The organism is Streptomyces sp. B1866 (genome assembly GCF_031932565.1).
Lineage (GTDB): Bacteria > Actinomycetota > Actinomycetes > Streptomycetales > Streptomycetaceae > Streptomyces.
In genome coordinates, this window is the sequence record NZ_JAVSCF010000201.1 from 1 (window position 1) to 12,094 (window position 12,094).

The 12,094-nt window shown below is 74.3% G+C and carries 7 protein-coding genes; 3 read left to right on the plus strand and 4 right to left on the minus strand.

The features are described from left to right. A partial coding sequence (locus RKE29_RS22345) for a BTAD domain-containing putative transcriptional regulator (protein WP_312007341.1) occupies positions 1-1,576 on the minus strand: 1,576 nt, incomplete at its 3' end. A gap of 1,021 nt (positions 1,577-2,597) precedes the next feature. On the opposite strand from RKE29_RS22345, the gene RKE29_RS22350 reads away from it, so the two are divergent. After that, positions 2,598-5,405, plus strand: a complete 2,808-nt coding sequence (locus tag RKE29_RS22350) for an AAA family ATPase (protein WP_312007342.1) — start codon at positions 2,598-2,600, stop codon at positions 5,403-5,405. A 161-nt stretch (positions 5,406-5,566) separates the two neighbouring features. Here RKE29_RS22350 and RKE29_RS22355 read toward each other — a convergent pair whose 3' ends face one another. Then, positions 5,567-5,785 carry a DUF5988 family protein gene (locus RKE29_RS22355; protein ID WP_312007343.1) on the minus strand — a complete coding sequence of 73 codons (219 nt, stop codon included), beginning with the start codon at positions 5,783-5,785 and terminating at the stop codon, positions 5,567-5,569. A 1,028-nt stretch (positions 5,786-6,813) separates the two neighbouring features. Here RKE29_RS22355 and RKE29_RS22360 point away from each other — a divergent pair. Then, positions 6,814-8,019, plus strand: coding sequence for a glycosyltransferase (locus RKE29_RS22360; RefSeq protein WP_312007344.1), 1,206 nt, complete (start codon positions 6,814-6,816; stop codon positions 8,017-8,019). 88 nt (positions 8,020-8,107) lie between these two features. On the opposite strand, the gene RKE29_RS22365 is transcribed toward RKE29_RS22360, so the two are convergent. Together RKE29_RS22365 and RKE29_RS22370 are read right to left on the minus strand one after the other, a co-directional pair. Continuing rightward, positions 8,108-9,958, minus strand: coding sequence for a thiamine pyrophosphate-binding protein (locus RKE29_RS22365; protein ID WP_312007345.1), 1,851 nt, complete (start codon positions 9,956-9,958; stop codon positions 8,108-8,110). A 722-nt stretch (positions 9,959-10,680) separates the two neighbouring features. Then, the gene (locus RKE29_RS22370) at positions 10,681-11,562 is read right to left on the minus strand and encodes a putative protein N(5)-glutamine methyltransferase (protein WP_312007346.1); all 882 of its coding nucleotides are present in this window, start codon (positions 11,560-11,562) and stop codon (positions 10,681-10,683) included. Positions 11,563-11,853: 291 nt separating this feature from the next. On the opposite strand from RKE29_RS22370, the gene RKE29_RS22375 reads away from it, so the two are divergent. Beyond that, the coding region (locus RKE29_RS22375) for a DUF5133 domain-containing protein (RefSeq protein WP_312007347.1) at positions 11,854-12,094 on the plus strand (241 nt) is incomplete at its 3' end.

Consider the following 12,094-nt stretch of genomic DNA (forward strand, 5'->3'; position numbering starts at 1 on the left):
CGCACAGCTCCACGACGTCGGCGACGGCCCGGTCCGGCGGGTCGGCGGCCGCCCGCGCGGCCGCACCGGCCGCCGGGTCCGCGCCGGAGCCCGCGGCGCCGGGACCGGCGGCGTCCTCGTACAGGTCGTCCTGGTCGTACGGGGCGTACGGGCCCGCCGCGGGGTGGTGGCGCCGGGTGCCCGCGTCGGCGTCCCGGTGCCGCCCGCAGGCGGCCTCGAAGATCCGCCGCGCCTCGTCCGGGCCGGGCACGCCGAGCAGCACGGGCGGGTCGCCGTCGAGGCCGTCCGGCAGCCGGCGGCAGGTGATCAGCGCTGCGCTGCCGGGCGCGGCGGGCAGCAGCGGCGCCAGCTGTTCGGCGCTCGCGGCGTCGTCCAGTACGAGCAGGATCCGCCGCCCGGCCAGCAGCCGCGGCAGCAGGGCGCGCCGCTCCGCCTCGTCGGCGGGCAGCGGGTCGGGCGCGCCCAGGTGGCGCAGCAGCCGGCCCAGGGCCTCGCCGGGCCCGAGCGCCTCACCGGCCGCGGACCGCAGCGGGAGCAGGACCCGGCCGTCGGGGAACAGCGCCTCCGTGCGGTGCGCCGCGGCGAGCGCCAGGGCGGTCTTGCCCACGCCCGCCATGCCGGTGACCACCACCCGGCCGCCGGTGAGCGCGGCGCGCAGCAGCGCGTCGACCACCGCGGCCAGCGCGTCCGCCCGCCCGGTGAACAGCGGGTCGGGCGCGGGCAGCGCGCTGGGCGGGCGGACGGCGGCGGCAGGCGGGGCCGACGGGGCCGGCGGGGCCGGGGCGGCGGCGCCGGGCGAACCCGGGTACAGCAGCGTCGGGTCGCCCTCCAGGATGCGCCGCCGCAGCCGCCGCAGCCGGCGGCCCGGCTCGATGGCCAGCTCGTCGCGCAGGGTGCGGTCCAGCCGGGCGAACGCGTGCAGGGCCTCGGCCTGGCGGCCGGTGCGGTACAGGGCCACCATCAGGTGCGCGTGGAACTCCTCGCGCAGCGGGAAGTCGCGCGCCAGCGCCTGCAACTCGCCGACCACCTCCCGGTGCCGGCCCAGGCGCAGGTCGGCGTGCAGGCGCTGTTCGAGGGCGGCGATGCGCAGCTCGCCGAGCCGTACGGCGGCGTACTCCAGCAGCGGGCCGTGCGGGGTGTCCGACAGCAGCGGGCCGCGCCACAGGTCCAGCGCCTTGGCGTGCAGGTCGGCCGCGGCCTCGTAGTCGCGGCTGTCCATGGCCGCGCGGCCGCGCGCGTGCAGGTGCTCGAAGGCGGTCAGGTCGAGCTGGCCGGGGCCCAGCCGCAGCTGGTAGCCGGGGCGTCGGGTGGCCAGCGCGTCGCGGCCGGCCTTCGGGTCGAGGCGGTGCAGCAGCTTGCGGGCCTGCGAGACGTACACCTGGAGGGTGGTGACGGCCGTACGGGGCGGCTGGTCCCCCCACAGCTCGTCCATCAGGCTGTCGACCGAGACGACGTGGCCCGCGCGCACCGCCAGCGCGCCGAGCACCACGCGGAGCTTGGCGGGCAGGTGCGCGCCGACCGGCGGGGCGGGCCCGGACCCGGACACCTCCAGCGGACCCAGAACGCGGAATCGCATCTCGTCCCTTTCGTCGCTCCTTCCCGGCCTCCCGGCAGACCGGTCGAGGCGCACCTGACCACGGTAGGCGGGAAGTGGCTCCCAGGGGCACCACGGTAGAGCGGGAAGTGCCACCTTTTTCGCTGCCCCCGCCCCCTACTTCGCATGCCAGGAGCCACGCCCCGCCCCCTACCGGGCCGGCTCCGGCGGGCCGCGGTCCCGGGCGGCAGGACTGGCCGCGGGCCGCTCCGGGCGGCCCGGCCCCGGGGCCCGTCCCGCCGGGTCGGCCACGAGGTGGGGGACTTCGGTCCCAGACGGTGAGGTTAGGGGTGTCCGCGGGTGGCTCTAGGGGGGAAAAATCGCGGAAGGCCAGGCTCCGCGGCCGGCGCCCGGTCGGGGCGGCCGGCCCGTCGGCACGGCAGGGGCTGGTGGGGACGGCGGGGCGGCGGGTGCGGGACGGCCCGAGAATTCCACCGCCAATGAATTAACGCTGGAAGGATAGCCGGGAACGGGCGGGGAAGGGGACCCCTGAGCGGGTCCCGGCGCCCCCTGTGGTCGGNGGACCCCTGAGCGGGTCCCGGCGCCCCCTGTGGTCGGGGCCGGTCGGTCGTTTCACCGCCCGTATCCGGGCGGACGCGGCCCCTTGTCGCGGTGCTGACGGTTCCTTTGCGTTTTCATGAGGCGCGGCGCAGGAGGCGGGTAGATCGGCTCTTTGCGCGCAGGGTGAGTTTACCGTCGCGTCCCGTGACCGAAGTCCACCCCCCATGATCGGCTACAAGCGAAATAGCGCGATTTGCCCACTTCGGATTCACGCGCATTTAACAGTGATAGGCAACCATGGCCGCTAGTTGACAGCGGCACTGTCTCAGGGGTTTCATCAGTAGCGGCCGTCTAGTAGAGGACCCCGGCCGGGAAGACGAAGCGACCATTCGTTTGAATTGCGGCGACCGCGGAACGGTCGCCGCGGCCCTTTTCCTGAGCTGGTGAGGGCCATTTCAGTCACGGTCGGCGGGAAATTCGGGGGTAAAGGTTCTGTATGCTGATGATCGGTAGGGACGCAGAACTCAGGAAACTGAAATCCGCCCTGACTGAATGCGCATCGAACAAGGCGAGAACCGTTGTCATAGAGGGCCCGGTCGGCTGCGGCAAGAGCGAGCTGCTGGAAGCGCTCGCCGCCACCGCCTCGGCGGCTGGGGCCGTGGTGCTCAGAGCGGCCGCGCTGCGGTCGGAGAGTTCTCTCCCGCTGGGTGTGATGCGGCAGTTGGCGGACAGTCCGGCGCTGCCCGCGGACGCCGCCCGCCGCCTGCACACGCTGCTGGACGAGGACCAGGCGACCGTCGACGCGCGCGCCGCCGACCACACCGCGCCGGCCCGTACGGCGCGAATGCAGAAGGTCTGCGCGGCCGTGCACGACATCGTGCGCACGCGGCTTGTGATGATCGGGGTGGACGATCTCCAGCACGTGGACGCGACATCTTTGCAATACCTGCTCTATATCGCGGGGCGCAGCCGCTCCACGCAGCTGATGATGGTCTTCACGGAGGCCCTGTACTACCGTCAGCGCGACCCCGCGTACCGCACCGAGCTGCTGCGCCAGCCGAACTTCCAGCGCATCCGGCTCAACTGCCTGGACCGGGCCGACGTGGCCGAAATGCTGGCCGGCCACGCCCACCCGGCGCCGGACGGGTCCACGGTGGACGACTTCTACGCGGTCACCGGCGGCAATCCTCTTCTCATGCGCGCATTGCAGGAGGATTACGCGACGGTGTCTGTGCCGGGAACACACGTGGAATTGCTGGAGCCCATGGCCGGCGAAACATTCGCCCACGCCGTGCTCACCTGCCTCGACCGCAGCGGCCCGATGGCCGCCAAGGTCGCCGACGGCCTCGCCGTCCTCGGCGAGGCGGCCTCGGTCGACTCGCTGGGCAGGCTGTGCGACCTGCCCCGCCTCTCGGTGGCCCAGGGCGTGCGCGCCCTGCGGGCCGCGGGCGTGATCGACGACTGCCGCTTCCGCCACCCGACGGCGCGCGCCGGCGTCCTGGACGCCATGGACCCGGTCTACCGGCGCGAGCTGCACCAGCGCGCCGCGGCCCTGCTGTACGCCGACGGCGCTCCCGCCTCCCGGATCGCCCCCCACCTCCAGGCCGCCCGGCACGTGGCCGAGCCCTGGGGCGTGCCGGTGCTCCGGGACGCGGCGGAGGAGGTGCTGGCCGACGACCGCGACCGGCTCGCGGTGGAGTACCTGCGCCTGGCCCACCGCTTCTGCGCCGACGCGCAGGCGCGCGCCGAGATCAGGATCCGCACCGCAGTCGTCATGCGGCGCAACAACCCGGTCGGCGCCGAGAAGATCGCCGACGAGCTGCTGTGCGCCCTGCGCGCCGGAGAGCTGCCCCGCTCGCAGTACGGTCCGCTGGCCGACCTGTTCGTCGGGCACCGCAGGATCGGGGAGGCGGGCGAGGTGCTCGCCGCCCTGCGGGCGGCCTCCGTCGGCACCGCCGACGCGGCCGGCCGCGTGGGGACCGCCGCCGCCCCGGCCGTCGCTCTCATCGTTGAATCGTTCCTTCCGTGGGCCGACGGCCGCGTCCGCGGCCGGCAGCGGACGGCCGGCGGCGCCCCCACCGCGCGGCCGGCGGGCACCGATCCGGACGCGGCGTACTCGGTGGCCTGGTCCGCCTACCTAGGCGCCGACAGGGAGGGGACGGCCGCCGAGGCCGAGGAGCTGCTGCAGCGCTCCGTCCTGACCGACTCGACGCTGGAGCCCATCCGCGTCGCGATCACGTCACTGATGTTCGCGGGCCGGACCGAGAAGGCGCGCTACTGGTGCGAGCTGCTGCTGAAGGAGACCGTCCGGCGCGACGCCTCCGGGTGGTACGCGCAGTTCGCCGGCCTGCGGGCCGCGGCCGCCCTCTTCCAGGGCAACCCGGAGGACGCCCTGTCCTACACCCGGGCGGGGCTCAGCCGCCTCGCCGAGCGCAAGGGCAGCGTGCTGTCCGGCGGGCTGGTGGCGCTCCAGGTGATGGCCCAGACCATGACGGGCGACTACGAGGCGGGCGCGCGCAAGCTCAACCAGCCCGCCCCCGAGTCCCTGTTCGGCAGCGCGTACGGCCTGCTCTACCTGCGCGCCCGGGGCCTGTACAACCTCGCCACCAACCGGCTCAGCGTCGCGCTCGACGACTTCCTGACCGTGGGCCGGATGGCGCGGGGCTGGGGACTGGACCAGCCCGCGTGGATGCCCTGGCGCGGCGACGCCGCCGAGGTGCTGATCCAGCTCGGCGACCGGACGGAGGCCGAGCGGCTGATCAACGAGCAGCTGTCGAAGGTCAAGGACGGCGACAGCCGGGCGCGCGGCGTCTCGCTGCGCCTGCTCGCCGCCACGGCCGACCCGCACGAGCGGCTGCCGCTGCTCACCCGCGCCGTGTCCCAGCTCCAGCACGCGGGCGACCGCTACGAGCTGGCGCGCGCCCTGTGCGAGCTGGGCGAGACCCACAAGCGGCTCGGCGACGCCGCGCAGGCGACGACGGCCTCCCGCCGCGCCTGGCAGCTCGCCAGGGAGTGCGGGGCGCAGCCGCTGTGCGACCGGATGCGCCTGGAGCACGACGAGGAGCCGTGGGAGGACCGCGGCGCCGAGCGGGCGGCCGTCGACACCCGGGACGCCAAGCTCAGCGACTCCGAGAAGCGGGTCGCGGTGCTGGCGGCCTGCGGCTACACCAACCGGGACATCTCCTCGCGGCTCTACATCACCGTCAGCACGGTGGAGCAGCACCTCACCCGGGTCTACCGGAAGCTGAAGATCGGCGGGCGCCAGCAGCTGCCGATCGACCTCCAGTTCGAGGTGAGCGAGATCGTCTGAGGGCCCCGCAGGACCCGTCGGCGGACCCGCCGGCCAGGTGCTCCCGCACGCCCCGGCCCGGTACGCGCAGGCATTCGCGTACCGGGCCGGGGCCGGTGGACCGGTGTTCGGGCGGGAATGCGACGGCTCTGCCGCTCCGTCACCGGTCCGGTTCCGCGCGCCTACTCGGCCATGTAGGTGTGCCGGGTCCAGGCGAAGACCAGCAGCCGCCGCCCGTCGTGCTCGACGGTCTCCGCCGTCGGCTCGAAGTGCTCGTAGCGGTCTCCCCGCTCCAGCTTCAGCGCGGACGCCGTGTCCGGCAGGTAGCGGAGCCGGTCCGCGTCCGGATACCGCACGGCCGGACCTCCGCACAACACGACGTTCACGTCTGGTAGCGACATGGCGGGCTGCCTTTCTCGAACGGTGACGAAAGCTCCTCGCTGTTTCGGCTTCCGCGCCTTCCGGGGCCCGTACCGCTCGTGCGGGCCGCCCGCGGGCGGCGGGCTTCCGCGGCGGAATCCCCGGTTTTCGCCGGCGCGTTCCGTACGGGTGGACGGGGACCGCCCGTACGCCAGTCGACCACGTGCGCGCGCGCCGGAAAACCCCTGCCGACCCGGGCGCCACCCTTGACCGGGAGACCGGTGGATAGGGGTTAATCGCGGTCCGCCGCACTGGGTAGTCTCACCGGCGATTCCCCGGCGTCCGCCGGGTGCCGCCGGGCTCCCCGCCGTCGCGCGGACGCCTCGTGCGCACCGCCGTTCCCGCGCCCGCCCCGCGCCCGGCCCCGCGCGAGGGCCTGGGGGGTGGCCGAACCGGAGAAGCGGGAGCGCCTGCTGCCGCACATCAACCGGTTCCGGGGCACGGCCGCCTGAGCCCGGCGGCCGTACCGGCCGTGGACGGCCGGGGTGCGCGGTACGCGCCAGGTCGCGTCGGCCGCGACCTGCCACCACCACCGGGCGCTCTCCTCCCGGTCGGCGACGTCCATGCGGAATGAGGCCCGACCGGTAACTCGCGGCGCCTCTCCGCGCCGCAGGTCCCCGCGCCGCCGCCCTTCGGGCGGACAAGTCCCCTTAAACGCCCAAAAGATCCGCCGAAAGCAGTCCGGGGTGTGCGGCCGGGGGCTCGACGGCCGTCGGACACGCCTATTCCCGGGTTCCGAAACTAGCTTCCGCCAAAAGTTCCCCCACAAACGTGATGTGGGCCACGGAAATGGCGGACGGCCCTCCGGGACGCCTTCTGTCGCTGACTCAAAAAGGCCCGGGAGCAGGACTGTTGCAGGGGTTATGATCGGTCGGGAGGATGTTCATTGACCAGTGCATCCACCCGTGCCGCGGCCGTGAATCCGGCCTGCCGCCAATTTCCGGTGAGCGGTGGCCGCCGTCACCGCCGTGCCTGGGAAGATCCACCCCCACCGCAAGGAGTATGAGTCGTGCGCGTCATTTTCTGCACCTCGCCGCAGTATTCCCACCTCATGCCCGTGGTGGTTCCCGTCGCCCGGGCGGCGCAGCGCGCCGGCCACCAGGTGGCGGTCGCCACGTCGTCGAAGCTGGCCCCGGCGGTGGAGGGCGCCGGTCTGCCGGTGCTGACCCTGCCCAACGCGCTCGACCTCGGGGAGGTGCGGCAGGACGAGGAGACGGTCCGGCGGCTCGGCCTCGACTTCAGCGGCATGGACAAGCTGGGCGTCGAGACGCACGTCGCGCCGCCCAGCATGCTCGCCAACCTCTTCGCCGGCCCGCTGGCGCGCATGTTCGCCGAGGACCTGGCCGCCGTCTGCGAGGAGTGGAAGCCGGACCTGCTGGTGCAGGAGAACTCCGCGTTCGGCGCCTACTACGCCGCCGAACTCCTCGGCATCCCGCGGGCGATGCTCGACATATCCCCGCTGGCGGAGTTCTACGGCCCGGAGGTGCTGGCGGAGATCAACGTGCAGCGGCGGGCCCTGGGCCTCGGCCCGGTGGACGACCCGGCCCACCCGTTCCGGGTCCCGGCCGCCGGCGTGGTGCCCGAGGCGTTCTACCCCGAGCACCTGCGCCGCCCCGGCGCGCGGTACTACCGGCCGCAGGCCACCCCGGCCGGGCAGCGGCTCGACCCCGCCGTCGTCGGGCTGCCCGACGACCGGCCGCTGGTGCTCGCGACCCTCGGCTCGATCGCCCCGCTCATGATGGGGGAGCGGAGCACGGTGCTGCACAGCATCGTCGAGGCGCTCGGCGAGCTGCCCGTCACCGCGGTCGTCGCGATCGGCGCCGAACGGGACCCGGCCACCGACTGGCCCGGGGCCCGCCCGGACAACGTGCACCTGACCTCGTTCGCCCAGCAGCAGCTGCTGCTTCCGGCCTGCGACCTGTTCGTGACGCACGGCGGATTCAGCGGGGTGCGCGAGGCGCTCGTCAGCGGCGTGCCCATGGTCGCCCTGCCGGTCTTCGCCGAGCAGCCCGCCAACGCCGAGCGCCTGGCCGAGCTGGGCCTGGGCGTCCGGGTCGACCTGGAGCGGGCCGACGTGCCCACGCTGACCGCCGCCTGCCGGACCGTCCTGGAAGACCCGTCCTACCGCCACCGGGCCCGCGGGATGCAGCGCCGCGTCCTCGCCCTGCCCGAGTTCGACCAGCTCGTCGCGGACCTGGCGGAGCTGGCCGCGTAGAGCCGGCGCCGCCCGCGGCGCGGTGCGGTCCGTACCGGCCCGTACGGACCGCACCGCCCGCCTGACGGGGCGGCGGCCCGCGGACCCGCTACGGGCAGTCGGCGACCTTGTACGCCATGGCGCGCGGGTAGTCGTGCCGGTCCAGCCGCACGCGTACCAGCAGCGGTCCGGCGTTGACCGGGTCGGTGGGGTCCGCCAGGCGGTCCAGCAGCAGGTCGAGTTCGGCGGCCCTGCCGATCGCGATGCCGGTGGCGGGCGTCTTGGTGCCCGCGAAGACCTGCGCCAGCCTCTCGTAGTGCCAGGGGTGCAGCTCGTTGTAGAAGTCCGCGCCGTTCGCCGACGGGCCCTTGTGCTTGAAGTAGCAGGGCTGGACCAGCATCTGCTCGATGCCGTAGAAGTTCTGGTTGTCCAGGACGAAGACCACCGACGGCAGGCCGCACCGGACGTGCGTGGAGATCTCCTGGCACGTCTCCTGGAAGGAGCCGTCACCGACGAACACCATCGGGCGGGTGTGGTCGCGCTCGGGCGCGAGCACCGCGCCGGCGGCCGCGCCGACCGACCAGCCGATCGACAGCCAGCTGTTCTGCGCGAGGTAGCCGCCGGCGGGCAGGGTCAGGTTCATCGAGCCGATGAGCGAGAAGGCGGCGTCCGAGACGACCGTCCACGGGTCCCGCGTCTCCTCGGTGAGGAACTGGTTGATCCGCGAGAAGAGGCCGTCGTAGGTGAGCCGGCCGCTCGCCGCGGCCGGCCGCCCCAGGGTGCTGAGCGCCACGCGGAAGTCGCCGAGACTGCCGGGCACGTGCCGGGGCACGCCGCCGGACGCGGCCCGGCCCGCCGCGCCGGCCTGCGCGTAGTAGTCGGCGGCCAGGCCGCCCACGCCGTACCGGGCGACGAGCGCGTCGCGCAGCGCCGGGACCAGCCGCTCCAGGCGCACGTCGGGGAAGTAGGCCGTGCCGACGCTGACGCCGCCGCGCGAGGCCATCACCCAGTCGGTGCCCAGATACTGCTCGCCGCCGAGGTTCTTCGACGTCGACCAGGCGCCGAGCCCGATCCGGCAGGTGGCCCACTCCTTGAAGATCCAGTGCACGGCCGGGTCGCTGGCCTTGCCGTTGTACACGCCGTGGAACTGCGGCAGGTCCTCGGAGACGACGGCCTTGGCGCCGACCGTGGTGCAGAAGGGCAGGCCCGTGTCCTCCACCAGGGCCAGCAGCGGCTCGCCGAGCCGGTAGCGGTCGATCTCCTCGCCGGCCCACAGCACCGGGCGCGGCCGGCCGTTCTCGTCCGGGTGGGCCTCGACCAGCGCCAGGACCGCGTCCACGGCGGCCGTCAGCATGGTCGCGTTCGCCGTGGTGAAGGGCCGGGCCCGGGGGACGATCTCGCCCACCGGCTCGGCGCACGGAGCCTCCCAGACGTCCTCCATGACCTCCAGGTAGACCGGGCCGTGCTCGGACAGGCAGGCGGTCAGGGCGGCGTCGATCTGGCCCGGGGCGAGGCCCGCGTTGGAGATGGCCTGGGCGTCGACGGTCACCTGCCGGTAGACCTCCAGGTTGCTCTCCTGACGGGTGCTCATGTGCGAGGTGACCAGGCCGATCGCGCGCAGGTTCTGCCACTGCTCGTAGGGCGGGGCCGCGTTGATCGCGATGAGCGGGACCTTCTCGGCGTAACAGCCTCCGCAGGCGTTGAGCAGGTTGAAGGCGCCGACGCTGTAGGTGACGGCGGCGGCGCCGACGCCGTGGATCCGGGCGTACGCGTCGGCGGCCTGGCCGGCGCCGCCCTCGGTGGGCGTGCCCACCCACTCGATGTCCCCGGCGGCCCTGAGGGTGCTCAGGAACGGGCCGAGGTGGTTGCCCGGGACGCCGAACAGGTGGGTGATGCCGAGTTGGTCGAGCCGGTGGGCCAAGTACCGGGCGACGGTGTACGGGGTGGTTTCGGTGCTCATGCGCGGGCCTCCTCGCCGGGTCCTGCCGGTGGAACGGAATCTGGTATTCCTGTCGTTCCTGATGCCGCCTGCACCGCTTTCGCGGTTCTGTCGCGGCCTTGATGGTAGGGCGGAGAAAGAGATTCCGCATTTCCCGGGAAGGTAATTTCTGAGTAAACGGAACAATGTTCAAAATTTCGCGTGGTGTAGGAATCGGGCGGCCGGTCCCCAAGCTCCTTCCGGCGTGCGCAGGGGGCGCGCCGGAAGGAGCCGGGCGGTCGCCGTACGCCGGGGGCGGGGTCGGTGCGGCAAGGGCGCTACCAGCGTATACGCGCCGCATCACGCTCGGCGCGCGGCGGGGTGCGCGAGCCCCCGCGTGCGCGGCCGTGCGCTCCTCCCAGTCGGGGGAATTCCACCGCAAATTTCCGCACGACCGTCGGAATTCGCCCTTCTTTTGGCGGGCGGGGGCGGCCGGAGCCGGCGGCGGACGGGCTGTGGAGCGCATGGCGCACACCCTGCCGGAAATGCGGGGAAAGGTTTTTCCGGAGGAAATCCGGCGTCTGTGCCGGAAGTGCCACCCCGTGGCCGAGCCGGCCCCGCGGCCCGGGTCCGCCCGGCGGCGTACGGACCCGGCCCGGGGCCCGCCTCCGGCCCGGCCCGCACCCGGCCGGCCCGGCCCGTACGCTGCTCGGCTTCTCGGGCCGGGCCCGGCGGCCCGTGCTCCGCGGCCCGCCCGTTCCGCGCTAACGCGGCCGGGCCGTCCGCGCCACGGGACGGGTGGCCGCGACGACGGTCGCGCTCAGCTCCTCCGACCCGGCCACCCGCGGTGTCAGACCGGCCCGGGCGGCCGCCTCGGCCAGCTCCGGCGCCTGCGGCTCGCTCGCCTCGACCAGCAGGCTCCCGCCGGGCGCCAGCCACCCGGGCGCGCCGGCGATCACCCGCCGCAGCACCCCGAGGCCGTCCGCGCCGCCGTCGAGCGCCACCCGCGGCTCGTGCAGCCGGGCCTCCGGCGGCAGCAGGCCGACGGCGTCGGTGGGCACGTACGGCGCGTTGGCGACCAGGACGTCCACGCGGCCGCGCAGGGCGGCGGGCAGCGGCGCGTACAGGTCGCCCTCGTACACCCGGCCGCCGTACGGGGCGACGTTGCGGCGCGCGCAGCGAACCGCCGCCGGGTCGACGTCGGCGGCGTACAGCTCCACCGAGCCCAGCGCGTCGCCCAGAAAGGCGCCCACCGCGCCGGAGCCGCAGCACAGGTCCACGACGACCGCCGCCCGCCCGGCCCCGGCCACCGCCCGGCGGCCGAGGGCGGCGGCCCGGCGGGCCAGGAACTCGCTGCGGCGGCGGGGCACGAAGACGCCCGGGTCCACGGCTATCCGCAGCCCGCCGAACTCCGCCCAGCCGACGACGTGTTCCAGGGGCAGGCCGGCGGCACGCCGGTCCACCAGGGCCGCCAGCTCTTCGCGCGACCCGGCGGCGGTGGCCAGCAGCCGAGCCTCGTCCTCGGCGAAGACGCAACCGGCCGTCCGCAGCCTGGTGACGACGGCCGCGCGCAGCGACGCGGAAACGGAGAAGGAGGAGAACGAAGAAGAAGAGGAAGAAGAGGAGTGCGAAGAGGGAACCGGCATGAGGGACCTTCCGGAGTGCCGAGGGGCGCTCCCGCGGTCCGCGCTACACCGAGCGGACCGGACGGCCTCGCAGGATGAGCGCCCGACCTGACCTTGCGTTGATGGGGCTCACCTCCTCGATCGGTACCACCGTGTTCGGGCGCCACCCTACCCGGCGCCGGGAGCGGCCCGCGCGGGACCCCCGCCTTCCGGAGGCGCTGTGGCGCGGATCGCATTCGGCATGGCGGGGCGAGCGCCGGGTATCCGCCGGTCAGTCATGTCGGACTCGTGTTGGTGCGAAAGGAGATCGCCGTGCTGATGGCCCACCCGGCGGTACTGCGGAGTCTCATCGAACGGTACGAAGCGCTTCAGGCGGCCCCGGCAGGTGAACAGACCCGGCAGCGGCTCGCGGACGTCTCCTACACGCTGTGCGTGTCGACCGGCACCCGGACCGTCGAGGCCGCGCTCGCCGCCGCCCGGCGCCGGCTGGCGGAGACCGGCGCCGGCGGCCCGGCCGTCGCGGCGACCTCCGCCCCCGCCGGCGGCCGGACCC

What these genes read in the sequence shown, in the direction of transcription:
- RKE29_RS22350 (WP_312007342.1), top strand. Translation starts at nt 2,598, where the DNA reads ATGATCGGTAGGGACGCAGAACTCAGGAAACTGAAATCCGCCCTGACT.
- RKE29_RS22365 (WP_312007345.1), bottom strand. Translation starts at nt 9,958, where the DNA reads ATGAGCACCGAAACCACCCCGTACACCGTCGCCCGGTACTTGGCCCAC.
- RKE29_RS22370 (WP_312007346.1), bottom strand. Translation starts at nt 11,562, where the DNA reads ATGCCGGTTCCCTCTTCGCACTCCTCTTCTTCCTCTTCTTCTTCGTTC.
- RKE29_RS22355 (WP_312007343.1), bottom strand. Translation starts at nt 5,785, where the DNA reads ATGTCGCTACCAGACGTGAACGTCGTGTTGTGCGGAGGTCCGGCCGTG.